At 63.0% G+C, this 19,986-nt stretch carries 18 protein-coding genes, 1 tRNA gene and 1 pseudogene; 11 read left to right on the top strand and 9 right to left on the bottom strand.

What is annotated here, in order from left to right; translation table 11 throughout:
* Positions 1–6: 6 nt before the first annotated feature.
* Positions 7–720: a thioesterase II family protein gene (locus PMM47T1_RS22135; protein WP_008373222.1), complete on the bottom strand. Its 714-nt coding sequence runs from the start codon at positions 718–720 to the stop codon at positions 7–9.
* Positions 720–935, bottom strand: coding sequence for an MbtH family protein (locus PMM47T1_RS22130; protein WP_008373220.1), 216 nt, complete (start codon positions 933–935; stop codon positions 720–722). Before PMM47T1_RS22130 ends, PMM47T1_RS22135 begins: the two co-directional genes overlap by 1 nt.
* A gap of 358 nt (positions 936–1,293) precedes the next feature.
* Here PMM47T1_RS22130 and PMM47T1_RS22125 point away from each other — a divergent pair, with 358 nt between their 5' ends.
* On the top strand, positions 1,294–1,818 hold the full coding sequence (locus PMM47T1_RS22125; protein WP_008373217.1) for an RNA polymerase factor sigma-70: 525 nt from the start codon (positions 1,294–1,296) through the stop codon (positions 1,816–1,818).
* Between the two features lie 3 nt (positions 1,819–1,821).
* On the opposite strand, the gene PMM47T1_RS22120 is transcribed toward PMM47T1_RS22125, so the two are convergent.
* On the bottom strand, positions 1,822–2,733 hold the full coding sequence (locus tag PMM47T1_RS22120; RefSeq protein WP_008373215.1) for a LysR substrate-binding domain-containing protein: 912 nt from the start codon (positions 2,731–2,733) through the stop codon (positions 1,822–1,824).
* A gap of 251 nt (positions 2,734–2,984) precedes the next feature.
* Between PMM47T1_RS22120 and PMM47T1_RS22115 the strand changes: the two are divergent.
* Positions 2,985–3,293, top strand: a pseudogene (locus tag PMM47T1_RS22115) (ATP-binding cassette domain-containing protein); the annotation flags it as partial.
* Between the two features lie 89 nt (positions 3,294–3,382).
* Entirely contained in the window at positions 3,383–4,843 is a 1,461-nt protein-coding gene (locus PMM47T1_RS22110) for an amidase (RefSeq protein WP_008373208.1), read from the top strand.
* A gap of 97 nt (positions 4,844–4,940) precedes the next feature.
* On the opposite strand, the gene PMM47T1_RS22105 is transcribed toward PMM47T1_RS22110, so the two are convergent.
* Positions 4,941–6,158: an MFS transporter gene (locus tag PMM47T1_RS22105; RefSeq protein ID WP_008373193.1), complete on the bottom strand. Its 1,218-nt coding sequence runs from the start codon at positions 6,156–6,158 to the stop codon at positions 4,941–4,943.
* Between the two features lie 271 nt (positions 6,159–6,429).
* Here PMM47T1_RS22105 and PMM47T1_RS22100 point away from each other — a divergent pair.
* Together PMM47T1_RS22100 and PMM47T1_RS22095 are read left to right on the top strand one after the other, a co-directional pair.
* A tRNA-Met gene (locus PMM47T1_RS22100) sits at positions 6,430–6,506 on the top strand.
* Positions 6,507–6,822: 316 nt separating this feature from the next.
* A complete protein-coding gene (locus PMM47T1_RS22095; RefSeq protein WP_008373191.1) occupies positions 6,823–8,517 on the top strand; it encodes an acid phosphatase in 1,695 nt (564 codons plus the stop codon).
* Between the two features lie 31 nt (positions 8,518–8,548).
* On the opposite strand, the gene PMM47T1_RS22090 is transcribed toward PMM47T1_RS22095, so the two are convergent.
* Positions 8,549–9,235, bottom strand: coding sequence for a TerC family protein (locus tag PMM47T1_RS22090; RefSeq protein WP_008373189.1), 687 nt, complete (start codon positions 9,233–9,235; stop codon positions 8,549–8,551).
* Between the two features lie 115 nt (positions 9,236–9,350).
* Between PMM47T1_RS22090 and PMM47T1_RS22085 the strand changes: the two genes are divergently transcribed.
* On the top strand, positions 9,351–10,295 hold the full coding sequence (locus PMM47T1_RS22085; protein WP_008373187.1) for a 2-hydroxyacid dehydrogenase: 945 nt from the start codon (positions 9,351–9,353) through the stop codon (positions 10,293–10,295).
* Positions 10,296–10,325: 30 nt separating this feature from the next.
* Here PMM47T1_RS22085 and PMM47T1_RS22080 read toward each other — a convergent pair whose 3' ends face one another.
* Positions 10,326–10,925: a D-Ala-D-Ala carboxypeptidase family metallohydrolase gene (locus PMM47T1_RS22080; protein WP_043301396.1), complete on the bottom strand. Its 600-nt coding sequence runs from the start codon at positions 10,923–10,925 to the stop codon at positions 10,326–10,328.
* Between the two features lie 255 nt (positions 10,926–11,180).
* Between PMM47T1_RS22080 and PMM47T1_RS22075 the strand changes: the two genes are divergently transcribed.
* Positions 11,181–12,344: a hypothetical protein gene (locus tag PMM47T1_RS22075; protein WP_008373178.1), complete on the top strand. Its 1,164-nt coding sequence runs from the start codon at positions 11,181–11,183 to the stop codon at positions 12,342–12,344.
* Between the two features lie 45 nt (positions 12,345–12,389).
* On the opposite strand, the gene can is transcribed toward PMM47T1_RS22075, so the two are convergent.
* Positions 12,390–13,037: a carbonate dehydratase gene (gene can / locus PMM47T1_RS22070; RefSeq protein ID WP_008373176.1), complete on the bottom strand. Its 648-nt coding sequence runs from the start codon at positions 13,035–13,037 to the stop codon at positions 12,390–12,392.
* 148 nt (positions 13,038–13,185) lie between these two features.
* Between can and PMM47T1_RS22065 the strand changes: the two genes are divergently transcribed.
* Entirely contained in the window at positions 13,186–13,599 is a 414-nt protein-coding gene (locus tag PMM47T1_RS22065) for a hypothetical protein (RefSeq protein ID WP_008373175.1), read from the top strand.
* 98 nt (positions 13,600–13,697) lie between these two features.
* On the opposite strand, the gene rimI is transcribed toward PMM47T1_RS22065, so the two are convergent.
* Together rimI and PMM47T1_RS22055 are read right to left on the bottom strand one after the other, a co-directional pair.
* The gene (rimI, locus tag PMM47T1_RS22060) at positions 13,698–14,150 is read right to left on the bottom strand and encodes a ribosomal protein S18-alanine N-acetyltransferase (protein WP_008373173.1); all 453 of its coding nucleotides are present in this window, start codon (positions 14,148–14,150) and stop codon (positions 13,698–13,700) included.
* Positions 14,143–14,916: a hypothetical protein gene (locus PMM47T1_RS22055; RefSeq protein WP_008373171.1), complete on the bottom strand. Its 774-nt coding sequence runs from the start codon at positions 14,914–14,916 to the stop codon at positions 14,143–14,145. The genes rimI and PMM47T1_RS22055 overlap by 8 nt, the downstream gene beginning before the upstream one ends.
* Positions 14,917–15,081: 165 nt before the next feature.
* Between PMM47T1_RS22055 and mksB the strand changes: the two genes are divergently transcribed.
* Genes mksB through mksF form a run of 3 tightly spaced genes read left to right on the top strand, consistent with a single transcriptional unit; the run spans position 15,082 to position 19,863 of the window.
* On the top strand, positions 15,082–16,371 hold the full coding sequence (gene mksB, locus PMM47T1_RS22050; protein WP_008373170.1) for an Mks condensin complex protein MksB: 1,290 nt from the start codon (positions 15,082–15,084) through the stop codon (positions 16,369–16,371).
* Positions 16,361–17,032 carry an Mks condensin complex protein MksE gene (gene mksE, locus PMM47T1_RS22045; protein ID WP_008373169.1) on the top strand — a complete coding sequence of 224 codons (672 nt, stop codon included), beginning with the start codon at positions 16,361–16,363 and terminating at the stop codon, positions 17,030–17,032. The genes mksB and mksE overlap by 11 nt, the downstream gene beginning before the upstream one ends.
* Positions 17,029–19,863, top strand: a complete 2,835-nt coding sequence (gene mksF, locus PMM47T1_RS22040; RefSeq protein ID WP_008373168.1) for an Mks condensin complex protein MksF — start codon at positions 17,029–17,031, stop codon at positions 19,861–19,863. The genes mksE and mksF overlap by 4 nt, the downstream gene beginning before the upstream one ends.
* Positions 19,864–19,986: the final 123 nt, after the last annotated feature.

Below are 19,986 nucleotides of genomic sequence, written 5' to 3'. Positions count from 1 at the left end.
TTTGGTTCAAATGGCTGTTGCGTGACGGTGCAGCAGGGGTTGCAGCCGGGCCTGGATCAGCGCCAGCACAGCGCTGGCCTGGTCATGGATAAAGAAGTGGCCACTGTCGAACAGGCTCAGCTCGAACCCGGCCGTGGTCTCCTGGCGCCATGCCTGCAATTGCTCGGGGGTCGTGGAGTCCTGATGGCCGGCCAGCACCTGGATCGGACAGCCCAGCGGCGCCCGCGGGCGGTACTGGTAGTTGCCGCACAGGGCAAAGTCGGCACGCAGCACCGGCAGGGTCAGGCGCATCAATTCTTCATTGGCGAGGATGTCCTCGGGGGTGCCGTTGAGGTCGCGCAGGTCGGCGATCAATTGAGCATCGGTCTTGTTCGCGGCGAAGCGTTCGGTATCGCGCAGCGACGGTGCGGCCGTGCCCGAGGCAAACAGCACGCGGGGCGGCGGGCAGCCGCGCTCGCGCAACGCATGGGCCAGCTCATGTACCAGCAGGCCGCCCAGGCTGTGCCCGAACAATGCGTAGGGCCGGTCCAGCTCGTGGCCGATTTCCACCGCCAGTTGCCGGGCCAGCAGCGCCATGTCGGTGGCCAGCGGCTCGCTGAAACGTTTGCCGCGCCCCGGCAATTCCAGCGGGCGTACCTCAATGTCAGCCGACAGGCTGCGGCGCCAACGGCTGTAGACCATGGCGCTGGCGCCCGAGTACGGCAGGCAGTACAGACGCATCAGCGCGACGCCTGCTGTTCCATGTGCAGGCGCAGGCTCAAGGGGCGCATGTCGGTCCACACTTGCTCGATGAAGGCCAGGCACTCGGCCTTCAGGCCGCTCTTGCCCGCTTCGCGCCAGCCTTGGGGGATGGCCTTGTATTCAGGCCAGATGGAGTATTGCTCTTCATGGTTCACCACCACGGTGAACACGGTGTCTTCACGATCAAAAGCCATTGCCGACCTCGTCCAGTTTTCAGTTGCGCGGGAATGCCGCTTTCACGGCTATGCAGTCACAACGAATTGACGAGTCAGACGAAAGGAAAATTAATGAGAGGCGTTTCTGATTTCCTTGTAGGAATAGTTCCGGTGGGAGTGGGTTCTACGCGCGAAGAACGCGCCGCGTAGTGTCTGAATAGTCTCAGTGTGTTTTTAGCGGGCAAAGCCTGCTCCCACACATGCCCGTGTTTCCGGCCTTATAGGCCGGTGCAGGAAAAAATTCACGAGGTGCGAGCAGAAATCATTTGATAAAGATTATCAATCACATTAGCTTTACCGCTTCCCGATGTGGACTGCCGCATAGGTCAACTTTCAAATGCCAAAAACAATCAGCATCGAGCCAAGGCCGGCCCTGCACCAGTTGTTCGTGACCCACCGCCAACGCTTCATCAGCGCCGCCACCCGCATCCTGGGTTGCCGTGCGTCTGCCGAAGACGTGGTGCAGGATGCCTTTGTGAAAATGAACGGCAACGCCGAAACGCCCGGCATCCAGTCACAAAGCAGCTACCTGATGCGTGTGGTGCGCAACCTGGCCATTGACCATTACCGGCGCCAGGCGCTGGAAAAACGCTACAAGTGCAGCGAAGAGGAAGGCCTGTCGGTGGCCGTGCCCGGGGCCAGCCCCGAAACCCTGCACGAAGACCGCCAGACCTTGGACAAGCTGGCCCTGGCCATGCAGGACCTGCCGCCACGCACGCGGTTTGCCTTCGAGCAATACCGCCTCAACGGCCAGTCGCAGAAAGACATCGCCCTGGAGCTGGGGGTCTCACCCACGCTGGTGAACTTCATGATCCGCGACGCCCTGGTGCATTGCCGCAAGACCCTCAAGACCCTGGGCTGAACCTCAGGCTGCCCCGGCGTCAAACGCGCCGGGAAACTCGCCGCGCAGGGCGTCGCCCAGCCATTGCTCAAACCACTGCACGTCCGCTGACATGTGCCCGCTGGGCGTCAGCAATTGGTAGCTTTCCAGCGCCACTTCCACGTCGATGGCGCGTACCAGGGTGCCGGCGCGCAGTTCGTCGCGCACCAGCACTTCATTGGCCAGCGCAATGCCCTGCCCGCTCTCGGCCACGGCCAGGGCGTGGTCATTGCTGACATAGAGCACGTCTGACGACAGCTGCGCCTCAATGCCCAAGGCCTTGAACCACATGTTCCACCACTCGCCGTCGTCGAAGTGTATGAGGTCCAGGGCCATCAGGTCCTGGGGGCGGCGAATGGGTGGGATGCTGGCCAGGTACTTGGGCGTGCAGATGGGGAACACGCGCGGGCAGATCAACGTGGCGCGGCTGTTGGCGTATTGCCCGGGCATGCCGTAGACGATACCCAGGTCTGCCGTTCTGGCATCGACGTCGGTGAAGGTGGAGTTGGGCTCGATGGCCACTTTCAAGCCCGGCCGCAGGTGCCGCAGTGATTCGACCTGCGGGGTCAGCCAGCGCTTGGCCAGGCCCGGCACCACGCGAATGCGCAGCCAGCGTTCGGTGGCCTGGGGCTGCAAGGCCTCGCCGGCGTCGATGATCTGCTGCAGGGCGCGGGAAATCTTCAGGTGATACTTGCGCCCGGCCGGCGTCAGCACCACCCCGCGCGAGGTGCGCTCGAACAGTTGAACGCCCAGCCAGTCCTCCAGCAGCTTGACGTGCCGGCCCACGGCCGGCTGGGTCACGTGCAGCGCCTTGGCGGCCTCCACATAGCTGCCCAGGCGCGCGGCGGCATCGAAGGCACGTACTGCGTTGAGCGGTGGCAAACGCAAGTTGGACATGGCGACCCCGGGCTGTTCTGCTGTTAAATTATTTAACAACAGCTATGTTAAAATTGATCTTTCGCCCCTGCAATCCCTGGCTGATAATCGGGCCAACCCCCAATAACAATGGCCTGCGCACAGGCCACGTCAGCGCACCGTTTTCAGCACTCTCTTCCTGCCAAAACAACAATACTCCATTGTTCCGACTGTCCTGCGGTGAACCTGGCCGCCTGGATAAAAGCGGGCGATGGGGGAATCGGAGGTAAAGCATGAGCGCCTTGCATTCGCTACAGATGCTGGCTGTTTCCATCCGCTCGGTCCGCAAGGTCTACGGCGACCCCGACACGGGGCCGGTGGCCCTCAAACACGTGGACCTGGACATTCGCGATACCGAATTCTTTACCCGGCTGGGCCCTTCGGGCTGGGGCAAGACCACCCTGCTGCGCATGATCGCCGGTTTCGAATTTCCCACCCGCGGCGAGATCCAGCTGTACGGCGAAAACATCGCCGACCGCCCGCCCCATCAACGGCCGGTGAACAGGGTGTTCCAACACTACGCACTGTTCGCGCACATGGCCGACCGGCTGTGGACTAATCTGATGCGTTGACACCCCACCGCCCCGCCAAGGCGGCGGGGCGTTTTTTCTCTGTTTTCAAGGTTCTTGCGATGAACACCCAATCCATCAGCGAGCTGGTGCTGCTACCTGCCCATGCCCTCGCGGAAAAGATTCGCCTGCGCGACGTGTCCTGCCGGGAAGTGATGCAGACCTACCTGGCGCATATTGAACGCTTCAACCCGGTGGTCAATGCCCTGATCAGCCTGCAACCGGCCGATGAACTGCTGGCCCAGGCCGATGAGCGCGACGCGCAACTGGCCCGCGGGCAGTACCTGGGCTGGATGCATGGCCTGCCCCACGCCATCAAGGATTTGTCATTGACCCAGGGCATACGCACCACCCTGGGTTCGCCACTGTTCCGCGACTACGTGCCCGAGCGCGACGGCATCATGGTCGAGCGCATCAAGGCCGCTGGCGCGATCATCATCGGCAAGAGCAACACCCCGGAATTCGGCCTCGGCTCGCAAAGCTATAATCGGCTGTTCGGCGCCACCGGCTGCGCGTTCGACCCGGCCAAGACCGCCGGCGGCAGCAGCGGCGGCGCGGCGGCGGCGTTGGCCCTGCACCTGGTGCCGGTGGCCGACGGCAGCGACATGATGGGGTCGCTGCGCAACCCGGCGGCCTTCAACAACATCATCGGCTTTCGCCCCACCCAGGGCCGGGTGCCGTTCGACGACGCCGCCGACCTGTTCTTCGACCAGCTGGGCTACGAAGGCCCCATGGGCCGAAGTGTGCGCGACACCGCATTGCTGTTGTCGGTGCAGGCCGGACGCGATGCCCGGGCGCCGTTGTCGCTGCCCGGTGACGGCAGTGAATTCCGCGCGCCCCTGGCCCGCGACTTCAAGGGCACCCGCCTGGGCTGGCTGGGCAACCTGGGCGGCTATCTGGCCATGGAACGCGAGGTACTGCCGCTGTGCGAAAAGGCTCTGGGCAACTTCCAGGCGCTGGGGTGCACGGTGGAAAACGCCGAACTGGGTTTCAGCCCCGAGCGCCTGTGGGAGTGTTGGCGCAGCTTGCGCCACTGGGCACTGGCCAATTCGCTGGGCAAGGCCTATCAGGACCCGGCCAAGCGCGAATGGCTCAAGCCCGAAGCCTGCTGGGAAGTGGAAAACGGCCTGCGCCTGAGCGCCGGCGATGTGTTCCAGGCCGCTGCCAGCCGCAGCGACTGGTACCGCGCCATCAATCGGCTGTTCGAGCGCTACGATTACCTGCTACTGCCCAGCGCCCAGGTCTTCCCGTTCGACAAACAGACCCACTGGCCCACCGAAATCGCCGGGCACAGCATGGACACCTACCACCGCTGGATGGAAGTGGTGGTCCCCGGCACCCTCAGTGGTTGCCCGATAGCCAACGTACAGGCCGGCTTCAACGCCCAGGGGCTGCCCATGGGCGTGCAGATCATTGGCCGGCACCAGGCGGATTTCGCCGTGTTGCAGCTGGCCCATGCGTATGAGCAGGTGAGCCAGTGGTTTGCGCGGGTACCCGCGCCGGTGCTGGCAGGGGCGCGATAGCCAACGTAAAAAGCCAACGCCGCGGGGCGCCGGCCTGATGTTGGCAGTTCGTGGTGTCCATGAAAAAGGCCCGCATCGTGCGGGCCTTCTTCATGGGTCAGGCTTTTCGCGTGTTGGGCAATAGGATGGTCAGGATGCCAAACAGCGGCAGGAACGAGCACAGCGTGTAGACGTACTCGATGCCGTGGATGTCGGCCAGGTGGCCCAGCAGGGCTGCGCCGATGCCGCCGAAGCCGAACATCAGGCCGAAGAACACGCCGGCGATCATGCCGACGTTGCCTGGCACCAGTTCCTGGGCAAACACTACGATGGCCGAGAAGGCCGAGGCCAGGATGAAGCCGATGACCACGCTGAGCACGGTGGTCCAGAACAGGTCAACGTACGGCAGCGCCAGGGTGAAGGGTGCCACGCCCAGGATCGAGAACCAGATCACCGCCTTGCGGCCGATCTTGTCGCCGATGGGGCCGCCGAAGAAGGTACCCGCCGCTACCGCGCCCAGGAACAGGAACAGGTGCAGTTGCGAGCTGGCCACCGACAGGTTGAACTTCTCGATCAGGTAGAAGGTGAAGTAGCTGGTAAAGCTGGCCATGTAGAAGTACTTGGAGAACACCAGCAGGCCCAGCACCACCAGTGCGGCCGTGACGCGGCGCTTTGAAAGGCCGTGGGTGGCCTGGCCGCCCTTCTTGGCCTTGAACAGGTTCAAGTGTTCCTTGTACCAGCGGCTGAGCACCCAGGTCACGCCCAAGGCAAACAGCGCGAAAATGCCGAACAGCGCCACGTTGCCTTGGCCAAACGGAATGATCAGCGCCGCCGCCAGCAGCGGCCCGAACGCAGAACCGGCGTTCCCCCCCACCTGGAAGGTCGATTGCGCCAGCCCGTAGCGCCCGCCCGAAGCCAGGCGCGCGATGCGCGAGGTTTCCGGGTGGAAGGTCGACGAGCCGATGCCCACCAGCGCCGCCGCCACCAGAATCATTGGGAAGCTGCCGACGAACGCCAGCATGACGATGCCGATGAGGGTGCAGATGGTGCCCAGTGGCAACAGGTTCGGCTTGGGATTGCGGTCAGTGTAAAACCCTACCCACGGCTGCAACAGCGAGGCGGTAATCTGGAAGGTCAGGGTAATCAGGCCCACCTGGGTGAAACTCAGGCCATAGTTGGCCTTGAGCATCGGGTAGATCGACGGCAGCACCGACTGGATAAGGTCGTTGATCAGATGCGCCAGCGCACAGGCGCCGATGATTCGCATCACCAGCGGACTGGTCTGAGGCGCCGCGGCCGCAGGGGCCGAGCTGGATTGAACGTTACTGATGGCCATCAAGCAATCTTCCGGACAACGGGTAGGAACGCTGTCAGCGTGCCGCAAACACGTGCACGACCAGCGCAAGGGCACCTAATGTGCCATTTTTCGGGGCATGATTGCTAACAATGAAACAATTTATGTCTATGCGACGCGGCGCTCGTAGCCGCTGCCGCAGCCTTCGGCAGCGGCTACAGGGGCGTGCGCCCTAACCTTTTGATCACACGTAAAAAAATTTAAAAAGATGCTTGACGCATCTTCGTTCTGAGGGAATAATGCGCGCCATCTTGGCTACATAGCTCAGTTGGTTAGAGCATAGCATTCATAATGCTGGGGTCCGGGGTTCAAGTCCCTGTGTAGCCACCAAGTACGAAAAAGAGCTTACCGAAAGGTAGGCTCTTTTTTTTTGCCTTCGGAAAGGTCCTACAGCCATTTGGGGGTGAGCGAGACGGAACGCTGTTTTTCCGCTCGATGACCGGGCAAGCGGCTTTCGGAGGCCGCGCAGTTGACTGCAGCCGCTGCCGAAGGCTGCCCTGGCACTGCGCCCCACTGGAAATCTTCCGCGAATCCAACGGCGCCACCGCTCACAGACACTCTGCAACGAATTTTCCGCACAACCGTCACAATCCGCTGCTAGCCTCCCCGCCAGTATTTTTTGTCACGCCTTATCAGGGATGCCGTAATGAGCGACAAGACTGACGATACGCAACAGCCATCTTCCCCCCAACTACCCGACACCAGCCGCCGCCGTTTTCTGGGTGGCGTGGCCGTTCTGGGTGTGGGCGCCGCGACGCTGACTGCCTGTGGCCGCACCAATGACCAGCCGGGCAAAGCCGATGAGCACCCGCTATCGCCCACCGACCTGGACAAGGCCCTGGCCGACAACGTCAAGACCGTGGTGGTGATCTACGCCGAGAACCGCAGTTTCAACAACCTGTTCGCCAACTTCCCGGGCGTGGAAAAACCGCTGTCCGGCCTCAAGCCCGAGGAGTACCAGCAGCGCGACCGTGACGGCAGCCTGCTCAAGACCCTGCCACCGGCCTGGGGCGGAACGTTGCAGATCGGGCCGCAGGCGGTGGATGGCGTGACCTACGCTGCGGGCGTGCAGTACCAGGAAAACCTGCCCAACGCGCCGTTCGCACTGAAGGGGCCGAACAAGGAAGACCTGCCCCTGAGCGTAGTGACTCGCGACCTGTGGCATGTGTTCTATCAAAACCAGATGCAGATCAACGGCGGCAAGAATGACCAGTTCGTCGCCTGGGCCGACTCGGGCGGCCTGACCATGGGTTACTACGACCAGACGCAGTATTCCCTGCGTCTGTGGGACGTGGCCCGGGAGTTCGTGCTGTGCGACAACTTCTTCCAGGGCGCTTTTGGCGGCTCGTTCTTCAACCACCAGTACCTGATCAGCGCCACCGCACCGTTCTACCCCAACGCCGCGACATCGGCCGCCAAGGAGCAGATCGCCACGCTGCAAAGCGATGACCCGCTGGACACGCGCCTCAAGCCGCTGGACAAGACCCCGGCCAGCGCCATGACCGGCGCGCCGGCCTTCGGCCCCAGCGCGCTGACCCCGGACGGTTTTGCCGTGAATACCATGGCGCCGCCCTACTGGCCCACCTGGATTCGCGACCCGCAACGGCCCGACTACTCCAAGCCGGACCTGCCCAGCGTGCTGGTGCCCCAGACCCACGAGCACATCGGCGACAAGCTGAGCAAGAAGAGCATCGACTGGGCCTGGTACGCCGGCGCCTGGCAGGCCACCCTGAACGAGTTCAAGGACTCGGGCGGCATTCCCAAGATCCCCAACTTCCAGTACCACCACCAGCCGTTCAACTACTTCCAGAAGCAAGGCCCGGAAAACCCGGCCGAGCGCCAGAAACGCCTGCGTGACGCCGGCCTGGGCGATGAAGTGAGCACCAACTCGTTCCTGGCCGATGCCGCAGCTGGCAAGCTGCCAGCGGTGACGTTCTACAAGCCTCAGGGCAACCTCAACATGCACGCAGGCTATGCCGACGTGGCTGCGGGCGACCGCCATATCGCCACGGCGCTGAAGGTGCTGCAAAGCAGCCCGCAATGGAAAAACATGGTGGTGGTGGTCACCGTGGACGAGAACGGCGGCTGGTGGGACCACGTGGCGCCGCCCAAGGGCGACCGCTGGGGCCCGGGCACGCGCATTCCGGCACTGGTGGTGTCGCCGTTCGCGCGCAAGGGCACGGTGGACCACACGGTGTACGACACCGCCTCGATCCTGCGGCTGGTGACCCGGGTGTTCAAGCTCGAGACCCTGGACGGCATCAAGCAGCGCGACGATGCCATGAAGGCGCGCGGGCAGACGCCCATGGGTGACCTGACCAATGCCCTGAAGTTTTCCTGAAACACCACCGTGACGCGGCTGAAAGGCCGCGTCACGAACGCCGCGCAACCAACCGGCGATTCCAGCACTGCCCCGCAACCAACACCACGACTGCACCCAGCATGCTGGCCACGTAATGCTGCCACACAGCTGTACCCGGCAACGCCTGCGCCAACACCGGGTCCGCCACCGCCATGCCCCCGGCAATCCAGCCAATCAGCGCGCCGCCGAACTGGATGAGCACCGGGAAACGCTCCATGGCCGCCAGCACCAGCCGGCTGCCGAGTACAATCACCGGAATACTCACCAGCACACCGAAGCTCACCAGGTAGAGGTTCCCCGCACCGGCGGCCGCCACGGCCAGCACGTTGTCCAGGGACATCACCGCGTCGGCGATGATGATGGTCTTGATGGCATTGAGCAGGTGAACATCGCCGCGAATATCACCGTGGCCTTCATCCTGATGCACCAGCAACTTGACCCCGATCCATAGCAGCAACAACGAACCGGCCAGTTTCAGGTAAGGCAATGACAGCAATTGCATGGCGAAAAACAACAGCACCACACGCAGCACGATCGCCCCCGCCACGCCGCCCAGAATGGCCTTGCGCCGTTGCTCGCGGGGCAGATTGCGACAAGCCAGGGCGATCACCACGGCGTTGTCGCCGCCCAGCAGCAGGTCGATGGCAATAATCTGCAACAGGGCAGTCCACAAGGCTGGGTCAGTGAGCCAGGGCATGTAACGAAACTCTCAAAGGCTGAATAGGCATGGACCATTGTCGCAGGGAATCGCTCCATGCGTTGGCGTAGCCTGTTGCGGCATACTTGCCACCTCACGATGCTGGAGCAACCTAATGAGCGCAACGGTCCTGGTACTGGTCGAAGCCGTCAACGATTACCTGCACATCCTGGAGGACAGTGGTTTCAAGCTGATCCTTGCGCCCACCCGCGAGCTGCGCGCGGCAGCGATCAAAGAGCATGCCGAGCAGATTACCGCTGTGCTGACCCGTGGCCCGCTAGGTTTTTTCGCTGATGAAATAGCCGCCCTGCCGCACTTGAAAATCATCTGCGTGATCGGCGCCGGCTATGAACACGTGGACCTGCCCGCCGCTCATGCCGCCGGCATTACCGTGACCAATGGCGCGGGCGCCAACGCCGCGTCGGTGGCCGACCACGCCATGGCCCTGTTGCTGTCACTGGTACGCGATATTCCCCAGGCCGATGCCTCGGTACGCCGGGGCGAGTGGCGCAAGGTCAGCCGCCCCACGCTGGAGGGCACGCGCCTGGGTGTACTCGGCCTCGGGGCAGTGGGCATGGCGATTGCCCGTCGCGCTGCGCTGGGTTTCAACATGACCATCAGCTATCACAACCGCCGGCCGCGTACCGACGTGGACTACCACTACCGCGCCACGCCCCTGGAACTGGCGGCCTCCTGCGATTTTCTGATAATCGCTACGCCGGGCGGCGCCGACACCCGCCATGCCATCGACAAAGCTGCGCTACAGGCCCTGGGCCCTGAGGGCTTCGTGGTCAACATTGCCCGCGCCAGCGTGATAGCCACCCACGACCTGATCGAGGCATTGCAGCAGCGCAGCATCGCCGGCGCAGCACTGGACGTGTTCGATGATGAGCCTGCGGTACCAGAGGCGCTGAAGGCGCTGGATAACGTGGTGCTGACCCCGCACGTGGCCGGTTTGTCGCCCCAGGCGTCGGAGGCCACGGTAAGCCTGGTAAACCAGAACCTGCTGGCCTTTTTTGCTGGCCAGCCGGTGCTGACGCCCATTCCCTATACGCCATGAGGCGTCATGCCTGAGGGTGCTGTCGCGGTGCTAAAAACGCACTTGATCTGGGGCCGGCTGCAGGCAGTACGAGGTGCGTGCGCTGTAATCCTCGCCCCATGTGCGATAACCGGTGGTGTCCAGGTGCACGCGCCCGGACGGGTAGCGGCTGAGGCCCAGGTTCCACTCGCCACCGTGCTGCTTCCAGAAATCGCATAGGCGCTGAGGGCCCACGCTGCCTTCGGGGAATTCAAGGTCGACGGCGAACGCCTGGGCATGGGCGCTGTGGGCGGCACCGCCAGCGCAGGCATTCAGGCGCTTGTCGCGGTAAGCGGAGACCACCTCGAAGCGCGTCAGCACCCCTTGCTGCCGAAGGGCATCCAGCAATTTCAGCGTCGACTCCACCGCGGGCCAATGGCTGGCGGGGGGCAACGCAAATGGCTGGGCGTGGCATTCGCGCCAGTCACTGGCAGTACGCAGCAATTGATAAAGGGGCACCACCGCGTCGATTTTCCGCTGCACCAGAAAATGCTCGAATCGCACAGTGTGATGATGCTGGAACCACTTCACGAACATCGCTTCGTCGCGGTCGTCGCTGGCCCCAGCTGCAGTACTGAGCACCAGCAAGCTCAACATCAAGATAGATTTCATCCCCCAAATGTAGCAGCGGCCGCCAGGCCGCGTCACAGGCGCCGCTATTAATCCTGACACCACCGCGCACCTGTGGGAGCGGGTTCTACCCGCGAAAAGAACACCGCGAAGTATCTGAACCACCACGCCGTGCTCTTCGCGGGCAGAGCCCGCTCCCATGAAGACAGTTGCTGCTACGGTTTTTTTTGCGCTGAGGCATTCCACGCCAATGCGCTGTCGCGCACTATGCGGGCTCCCACTGACAAGGAGTTCTGCATGTTGAAAGCTTCCGCGCTCGTGACCGCAATGTCTGCGCTGGCCCTGACCGGTGTCGCCCACGCCGATATCCAGATTGATCTGGGCAGCACCCCGCGCGTCACGCAGCTGTTCGCCTATCCCAACAACTGCAACGTCATCTGTTTCCGCAACTGGACGCTGGAACAGACCGTGGAGCATTACCTGACCCAAAGCCTGCAGCGCGACGGCTACACCAAGGCCACGGTCAAGGTCACTGCTGACAACCAGCAGGTATTCGCCACCCTCAAGGGCGTGCCGGACAACTACGACCAGCCCCTGACCCAGCTGCTGAATGCCGGTGACCTAGCCTACAAGGGCGCCAGCCAGCTCAACACTGACGGCAAGTGGGCGTACAACTGGTACCTGTTCCTGCCCCTGGGCATGGCCCTGGAAAACCGTCGCAGCGTGGAGTTGCTGCACTTCCCACCGGACTACTCGCTGACCCAGGCCCAGGACTACCTGCGCTCGGCCACCACCGACCGCTGGGCCGCGCTGCTGACCACTAACGGCGTGGCCGCCGAGCAGACGCCGGGCTACCAGACCATCATCGACATCGCCCCCATTGCCGCGCCCGCCACGGCCGGCAGCGACCTGGAAGGCACCTACAGTTATTTCCAGGACTACCAGACCACCATGGTCAAGCAGGTCACCCAGAACCTGGCCGGACAGACCTTGCCGATGGTGGCATTCGGCGCGCCGGTGCGGAACTGGATCAAGACCCAGTACGGCCCCACGGTCGGGGTGCTGGGCCTGGCAACCATCAGCCCGAACCCTGGCAAGAATGTACCGGTACTGGGCGCCAACCACCCGAGCTATATCTGGTACGCCGCAGACCCGGCCAACCATGGCAACAACCAGCAGCAAGCCGACGAGGCAGGCTTGAAGGTGATGGGCCAGGACCTCAGCGCCGCGTGCTGGCAAGCCGGGATGGGTAGCAACACCAAGGCCGACCCGCAAGCGACGCTGAGCGCGTGCATGCAGAAGTGGCAGGTGACGGACAAGGTGCAGACGTGCGAGTTGTTCTACACCACGGTTCGCAAGGACACGCCTGAGCAGGCAAAAGAGAAATGCGCGACGCCGCCGGTGAGCAAGGTACTGAACACCCTGAAGGCGCCCATGGCGTTGCCTGAATCGAGCCTGTAATGGAAATAACCTGGGGTAGCCGGCTTGCCGGCTACCCCGCGGTAATTACGACTGGGGTTCCACCGGGCGCAAGCGGTACTGCGGCGGCAATTGCTCGAAGCCGCTGATGTTGGCGCCCAGGCTCTTCCAGCGGCCATCCTTGATGCCGTAGATGCAGCCATGCACCGACAACGGTTGGCCGCGATGCCAGGCGTTCTGCACGATGCTGGTATGTGCCACGTTGGCTACCTGCTGAATCACGTTCAACTCGCACATGCGGTCGACGCGCTCTTCCTCGGTGGGCAACTCAGCCAGGGCCACGCGGTTTTCGTAGTACAGGTCGCGGATGGAACGCAGCCAGCCATCGATCAGGCCGAACTGGCGGTCCTGCATGGAAGCGCGCACGCCGCCACAACCATAGTGGCCGGTGACCAGGATGTGCTTGACCTTCAACACGTCCACCGCGTACTGGATCACCGACAGGCAGTTAAGGTCGGTGTGCAGCACCACGTTGGCAACGTTGCGGTGCACGAACAGGTCGCCCGGCAGCATCCCGACGATCTCGTTGGCAGGCACTCGCGCATCGGAGCAACCAATCCAGAGAAACTCCGGGGTCTGCTGCCGCGCCAGCTTGGCGAAGAAGTCGGGATCCTTCTGCTTGATGGCTTCAGCCCAGCGGGCGTTGTTATCAATCAGTTCCTGTAGATCGTTCATGTTCAAGCCTCGATATTGGTGCGCAAGCTATGACTGGCGTCGGACGCCCCAGGTCACTCACTTGCTGCGATGGCCGGCACGATACAGGGGGAATCTTCATGAAGGCCATGGGTCCACCCTATTAAGGCCCCAAACATGAGGAATTACCATGACCGAGTCACACCGCCCGATGCACGCCCCCCAACCGGCGCCCATCGATGACAACGAAGACCGCATGGGCTCCATGGAAGAGCTGCATCTGGACGACGAAGAGCCCACGGCGAAGATTGGCGACGAGCTGACGAGCCCTGAAATCGAGGACGAATTACCGCCAAGCCGTGCCCGTGAAGCGGGTATGACTGGCGCGTCGATGGATGATCACGAACCCACTGACGACGACATGAGCCCCGAGACACTGATTGATGAAGACGGCGCGCGCTCGCCCCACGAGGCAGGGCATGGCCGCGCGGCGGACGTGAGCCTGAGCGTGGTGGATGAGGATGACATTGGCGGCGGGGACGGGCTGGACGAGGCAGAGCTGGCGCAGCTGGACCCGCTGGATGGCAAGCCAGACCGCCGCTAAGCCCGTGTAGCCGCAGCCGCCAGGCTGCGCTGGCCCCAGAAATCTTCAGCGCATGACAGGGCTAGCGCAGCCTGCGGCAGAGGCTGCAAGGTCGGGGGTTATTCGAACAGGGTGCAGGCCATGACAATTGCATCTTCGCGGCCGCCGGCAATCGGGTAGTAATCGCGACGCCGGCCGATCTCGTTGAAGCCAAAGCGTTCGTACAAGCGATACGCCGAACGATTGCTGTCGCGAACTTCCAGGAAGCACTCGCGCCCGTTCATCTCGTAGGCACGACTCATCAGCTGTTCCAGCAGGCGCAAACCCAGGCCGCGGCCCTGGCTTTCCGGCTTGACCGTGATATTGAGCAGGTGGGCTTCGTCGATGATTACGTTGATCACCCCATGGCCCACTTGCTGCGAGCCTTCGAACATCAACCAGATTTCGTAGGATTTCAGCCCGTCGAGAAAAATACCGCGGGTCCAGGGGTGACTGTAGGCGGCGTATTCGATCTTCAATACAGCTTCAAGGTCCGCCTCGATCATGCGGCGGAAGGTTACGGCATCACTCATCATTCGATTTCCAGCGCGCCATCAGTTGGCGCATGGCGTTCCAGACGTCCGCCTTGCGCTGCGGCTCATCCATCAACAGTTCCAGGCCCGGCACGCACCAGGCAGTGCCCAGGCCCTCCACCTGCAACTCACGGTTGTAATCCTCGGCATTGGCCTCGCCGGCAAAACGCACGGCCGGCAGGCCCACCAGCCACAGGCAGGCGCAGGGCGCCTCCTCCAGACGAGCCAGCACAAAGCCCTGGACAAAGTCGCGGGCCGCTTGCGGGCCTTGGTCCAGGTTGCCGCGCACCAGCAGCGGCCAACGTACCGGCTCGCCGATGATTTGCGGGGCATCGGGCAGCCCCCCGGCGCGCAGCATGTCCTTGAGCAGCAAATAGGCGGGGTCGCGGCTCTGGAATGGCTCGCCGGTGGGCAGCTCTACCAGGATCAGGCACGCACCGGCGCGCAGCAGTTGCAGGGCGAAGCGCGGTGGCGGCACCTGCACCGGCTTGGGCGCCACGGGGGCTGCATCGGCTTCGACCACCGCCTTGCTGGCCGCCTTGGGCGTAGGCCGTGGCACTTCGAGCTTTGGCCGCTCGGGCGAACGCGCCACGGGTACAGCCACAGCCGCCACTTGGGCAGGCATGGCAGCCGGCGGCTCGACCGGGGCTGGCGGGGCCAGCAATTGCGGGCGTGAAGGCGCGGCGAACGGCAATTCGGTACGCGGCAGCCATTGCACCACTTGCATGGCTGCCAGGTAAGCGCGGCGACTGGATTCGATCAACAAAGCGCGACCATCTGTGGATAAGTTAAACGCCAATTCTACCGCCGTTCTGTGCGCCGCGCCGCAGTTGATCGCTACAAACCCGCATCGAGTCGATCAGGGGCTCAATGATCGGGTACCTGATGCAGTACAATCGCCCCTTTTATCTGGCAACGAGTCGGCCATCCAATGATCGAACCCAAGCGCGTCTTGCGCGCACTCGCCGAACACTGGGCATTGCTCGAACCTTTGTGCGCCCACTTTGACCAGGGCACCCTGAGCCTGAGCGAACTTCGCCAGCAGGTGGCTGCCCAGCAACTGGACAGCACGCCGCAGGACATCACCGCCGTGCTCGATGTGTGGATCCGCCTGGACATTCTGGTGCCGGTGGCCAAGAGCCCGAACCGTTTCGAGCTCAACGCCCAGATCCACGACTTCCTCGCCTACCTGCGCCGCGAACACCGCCTGGGGTTGTGCCTGGAAATCGAAGCCTACCTGCGCCACCTGGAGCGGTTGGCCGGGCATATCCAGGACGCCTTCGACATTCGCGACGGCAACGACCTGGCCCGCCAGCTGCGTTTGCTGGACATGCGTATCCGCGACGTGCTGAAAAAGCTCGATAACGATGAGCAGGCGCTGGTGGCCGTGGCCGAACGGGCCAAGACCAGCGACCGGCAGATTCCCCTGCGTCAGCGCTACGCCGAAGTGCTGGCCACCTGGGACGAGTACGTCGAACCCATGATCCAACTGGTGAACGCCGACGGCGCCTTCGAACAGGGCGTGCGCAAGGTCGAGAACGTGCTGCTGCGCATGCTCACCGAGCAGCAGCGCCTGGGCCACCTGGTGGACGACGACATGCTGTTGCGCACCCACGCGCGCATCCTCGAAATGCAAACCCGTGCCCAACTGACCCTGCGTCATGCCCGCGAGTTGCTGTTGCCGCTGCGCGAAGAAGCACGCCGTCACAACGCCGTTACCCGTGGCGCCGCGCTGGCCCTGTCGGCCATCCGCCGCAAGGGCCTGGACGCGGTACCGCAAGCGGCAATGCCGATGTTCACCCGGCCGCAAAGCACCTTCCTGGGCAGTGCCAGCCAAGTAGAAGCCTACGTGTACGCCCTGGCGCGCTTCGAAGCCAAGCCGGCGCAGTTCCCCAAGGCGCACAAGACGCGCCAGGGCGAAGCCCCCAAGGCGCCGCGCACGGTCAAGGAAATGCTCGAACGCTGCGAGGACGCATTGCCCCTGCCCGACCTGATGGTCTGGCTGCTGGAGCAGGAACCCGAAGGCGCCACCGACGAACTGCTGTATTGGTTCTCGCGCCTGTCGCGGGACAAGCGCTTTGCCCGCGAGCGCCTGGAGCGCCGCGAATACCACACCCTGGAGCACCGCGTCAGCCTGCGCTCCTTCGCCCTGCTTTCCAGCGCCGATACGCCGCCACCGGCGCCGCTGGAACCCTCTGCGAGCACTGCACATGAATCTTGATTTGTCCGAAATGTCCCAGCTGGCACCGATTTTTCGCGAGCTGTACAAGGGCTTCCACATCAGCCGCCGCGACCCGGAGCTGTACGCTCAACTGTCCAACCTGCAGGACCAATACCGCGGCTTGTTCCGCGCCCTGGGCTTCGAGCTGGTATGCGACACCCGCGGGTTCTACTACTTCGTGCCCGAGCAGGCCGCCGCCCAGGTCAACAAGACGGCCCAGCGCCTGTCGCTGTTTACCTTCATCCTGGTGGAACACCTGGCCGACCAGGGCCGCGACCCCATGGCCGTGCTCGACGGCGGCAGCATTGGCCGCGACGAACTGCCATCGCTGCTGGAAAAGTACCGCGACCTGTTCCTGCAGGCCGAAGTGCAGACGCCCGAAGAGCTGGAAGAAAAGATCATGCGCCGCATGACCCAGTTGGGTTTCGCTGGCGAGGAAAACGGCGTGTTCCGCTTCCTGCCGCCCATGCACCGCTTCCTCGACGTGTGCCTGTCGGTTCAACAGGACCGCAACCTGGCCGCCAGCCTGCACAGCGACCTGCCACTGCCTACCCCGATGCTGGTGGATGAAGACGACATCATCGTCATCGACGACGTTGAAGAGTCGGAAGAAGAGGCCCTGGCCCGCGCCATTGCCGAAGAACAGGAGATCGATGCATGAGCCAGGAACGCTATGGCATTCGCCGCTTCGCCCTGCTGAACACTGCGGGTTACAGCCTGGGCCTGTTCCCGCTGGAACACCCGTTGTCGGTGTACGGCGCCAACAACCTGGGCAAGTCCGCCTCGATCAACGCCTTGCAATTCCCCATTCTGGCGCGCATGTCGGACATGAGCTTCGGCAAGTACAGCGTTGAGCAGTCGCGCCGTTTCTACTTTGCCAGCGACACCAGCTATATCCTCTGCGAAGTGTCCCTGCCCCACGGCCCGCACGTGATCGGCGTGGTCGGCCGCGGCCCGGGTGGCGGTTTCGGTCACCAGTTCTTCGCCTACAAGGGTGAACTGGACCTGGCCCACTACCAAAGGAACGACACCTGCCTGCGTCAAAAAGAACTGTTTACCAACCTTGAGCGCAACGGCCTGAAAGCCTACGAGCTCAAGCCGGACGAACTGCGTCGCCTGCTGGTGGGCGGCCATACATCCGTGCCACTGGACCTGACCCTGATTCCGCTGCGCTCCACCAGCGAACAGAGCCTGAAGACTTTCCGCGCGCTGTTCATCAACCTGCTGCACATGCGCGAAATCACTGCGGCCAAGCTCAAGCAACTGTTCCTGGATGCGTTCGAGCACAGCCTGCGCTCGGGCAGCGTGGACTACATTGCCGCCTGCGAAGAAGCCTTCCGCGACGTGCGCCGCATGGAGCAGGATTACAACTCGCTGGTGTCCGCGGGGCCTCTGGTGGAAGCCCTGGCCAACGGCGTGCGTCAGCGTGACGTGCTGCGCGGCAAGCTGCATCGCATTTCGCCCGTCCTCGATTCGCTGCTGGGTACCTGGCAGGACTACTCCGGGGCGCGCAAGGAAGAACTGGTCATCCAGTCCGAGCACTACCGCAAGGAACAGGACTCGCTGCAGAACAACCAGCGTGGAGGCACCCAGGAGCTGATGCGCCTGGAGCGCGAGATCACCGGCGTGCAGCGCTGGCTGGGGGAACTGACGGTGCTCAAGCATCGCTTTGCGCTGGTCAACGATGTGAAGGTGCTGGAACAGCAACTACTGGCCGCCAAAGACGCCCACGACGAACTGGCCGGTGCCTTGGCCCAGTCGCGTCAGTTCAGCGCAGAGGACCTGGAAGAGCGTCTGCGTGACCTGGAAAAACGCCTGAAGTCGGTCAAACAACAGCTCGACCACGCCGACAACAACAGCTACGCCCGCCTGCGCGAAGAGTTCTCCCAGCAGGACGTGGAACGCCTGATGCGCCTGTTCAACAGCGCGCTGTTTAGCTTGCCGCTGAGCGAGCAAGGTATTGCCCTGGATGATGGCGATGCCTGGGTGAAATCCCTGGAGGCCATTCTCGATGGCTTCAAGGGCGAGCGCTTCGAAGTGCCCGGCATCTCCATCGACCTTTCGAACATCGAGCCCCCTGCCCTGCAGGCCTTGGCTGACCGTGCTGCATTGCGCGACCAGAAGGAACGCCTGGACAAAGAGCTCAAGCAGCTCAAGACCCAGCAGGCCGTGGCTTCCGACCGCGCGGCCAGCAAGGAGCAGACCGAAGCTCTTTACCAGCAGGTGCTCGATGCCCAGAAAGCCCTGGAAGACTTCCGCCGCACCCAGACCCTGAGTGCCGAAGAAGAAGACAAGATGGAACAACTGGCGCAGATGGAAGCAGCCCAGGACGAGCTCAAGCGTTCCAGCGACGCCTTCACCGAACGCGTCCAGCAACTGTCCGCCAAGCTGCAACTGGTGGGCCGTCAGATCGCCGACATGGAGGCCAAGCAGCGCACCCTGGACGACGCACTGCGCCGTCGCCAGCTATTGCCGGCCGACCTGCCGTTCGGTACGCCGTTCATGGAAGCGGTGGACGACTCCATGGACAACCTGCTGCCGTTGCTCAATGACTATCAGGACAGCTGGCAGGGCTTGCAGCGCGTGGACGGTCAGATCGACGCCCTGTACGCGCAAGTGCGCCTGAAGGGTGTGGCCAAGTTCGACAGCGAAGACGACATGGAGCGTCGCCTGCAATTGCTGATCAACGCCTATGATCACCGCAGCGAAGAAGCCCTGACCCTGGCCAAGGCGCGCCGCGCCGCGGTCACGGACATCGCCCGTACCCTGCGCAACATCCGCAGCGACTACGACAGCCTGGAACACCAGCTGGCGCTGTTCAACCGCGAGATCAACAAGCGTCAGGTGTCGAACCTGCAGAGCTTCCGCATCGTGTTGGCGCCCAACAAGGACGCGCTCAAGCACATCGATCAGATTATCCACAGCGCTGGCCAGTACGAAGAAGGCGAAACGCTGTCGGTGTTCGACCTCAGCCATAGCGCCGAGCAGGACAACAAGAACGAAGAGGCCAAGGAATACCTGGCCCGCCTGGTAGCCGCCAACCATAACCAGTTGGGTCTCAAGGACCTGTTTGAACTGGCCTTCGAGATCACCAAGGTCAACGGCCAGCCGGTTATCCACACTGACATCGACGGTGCGGCGTCCAACGGTACGACCATGACCATCAAGGCGCTGACCAACATGTACTTGTTGCTGCACTTGATGGACCGTGACCTGGCAGGTCGCATTCGCCTGCCCTACTACCTGGACGAGGCAGCAGACATCGATGAGCGCAACCAGTCGGCGCTGCTGGAAACCAGCCAGCAACTGGGCTTCGTGCCTATCCTGGCCAGCGTGAAGCCACAGGTATCGGCCCACGTGGCCATCGACCTGGAGGGCGGCAGCGGGCCTAACGGCATCTACATTGACGAGTCGGACTGGAAGTACATCCGTCGTCATGATGCGGTGAAGGCCGTGGTGGTGGATGATGAGGCGGAAGAGGTTTCAGCTTGATCTGAGTTGCAGCGTTACAAGGAAACCACCCGCGAGGGTGGTTTTTTTGTGCCCCCGAAAACACCTTCCCGGCGCTGCCGCCAGGCTGCGACGGCGTGCGCTGCAGGCGTGTGTTTCACATGG

It is taken from the genome of Pseudomonas sp. M47T1 (assembly GCF_000263855.1).
GTDB lineage: Bacteria > Pseudomonadota > Gammaproteobacteria > Pseudomonadales > Pseudomonadaceae > Aquipseudomonas.
This window is presented reverse-complemented; position numbering and strand designations above follow the sequence as displayed.

What these genes read in the sequence shown, in the direction of transcription:
- PMM47T1_RS22135 (WP_008373222.1), bottom strand. Translation starts at nt 720, where the DNA reads ATGCGTCTGTACTGCCTGCCGTACTCGGGCGCCAGCGCCATGGTCTAC.
- PMM47T1_RS22130 (WP_008373220.1), bottom strand. Translation starts at nt 935, where the DNA reads ATGGCTTTTGATCGTGAAGACACCGTGTTCACCGTGGTGGTGAACCAT.
- PMM47T1_RS22125 (WP_008373217.1), top strand. Translation starts at nt 1,294, where the DNA reads ATGCCAAAAACAATCAGCATCGAGCCAAGGCCGGCCCTGCACCAGTTG.
- PMM47T1_RS22120 (WP_008373215.1), bottom strand. Translation starts at nt 2,733, where the DNA reads ATGTCCAACTTGCGTTTGCCACCGCTCAACGCAGTACGTGCCTTCGAT.
- PMM47T1_RS22110 (WP_008373208.1), top strand. Translation starts at nt 3,383, where the DNA reads ATGAACACCCAATCCATCAGCGAGCTGGTGCTGCTACCTGCCCATGCC.
- PMM47T1_RS22105 (WP_008373193.1), bottom strand. Translation starts at nt 6,158, where the DNA reads ATGGCCATCAGTAACGTTCAATCCAGCTCGGCCCCTGCGGCCGCGGCG.
- PMM47T1_RS22095 (WP_008373191.1), top strand. Translation starts at nt 6,823, where the DNA reads ATGAGCGACAAGACTGACGATACGCAACAGCCATCTTCCCCCCAACTA.
- PMM47T1_RS22090 (WP_008373189.1), bottom strand. Translation starts at nt 9,235, where the DNA reads ATGCCCTGGCTCACTGACCCAGCCTTGTGGACTGCCCTGTTGCAGATT.
- PMM47T1_RS22085 (WP_008373187.1), top strand. Translation starts at nt 9,351, where the DNA reads ATGAGCGCAACGGTCCTGGTACTGGTCGAAGCCGTCAACGATTACCTG.
- PMM47T1_RS22080 (WP_043301396.1), bottom strand. Translation starts at nt 10,925, where the DNA reads ATGAAATCTATCTTGATGTTGAGCTTGCTGGTGCTCAGTACTGCAGCT.
- PMM47T1_RS22075 (WP_008373178.1), top strand. Translation starts at nt 11,181, where the DNA reads ATGTTGAAAGCTTCCGCGCTCGTGACCGCAATGTCTGCGCTGGCCCTG.
- can (WP_008373176.1), bottom strand. Translation starts at nt 13,037, where the DNA reads ATGAACGATCTACAGGAACTGATTGATAACAACGCCCGCTGGGCTGAA.
- PMM47T1_RS22065 (WP_008373175.1), top strand. Translation starts at nt 13,186, where the DNA reads ATGACCGAGTCACACCGCCCGATGCACGCCCCCCAACCGGCGCCCATC.
- rimI (WP_008373173.1), bottom strand. Translation starts at nt 14,150, where the DNA reads ATGAGTGATGCCGTAACCTTCCGCCGCATGATCGAGGCGGACCTTGAA.
- mksB (WP_008373170.1), top strand. Translation starts at nt 15,082, where the DNA reads ATGATCGAACCCAAGCGCGTCTTGCGCGCACTCGCCGAACACTGGGCA.
- mksE (WP_008373169.1), top strand. Translation starts at nt 16,361, where the DNA reads ATGAATCTTGATTTGTCCGAAATGTCCCAGCTGGCACCGATTTTTCGC.
- mksF (WP_008373168.1), top strand. Translation starts at nt 17,029, where the DNA reads ATGAGCCAGGAACGCTATGGCATTCGCCGCTTCGCCCTGCTGAACACT.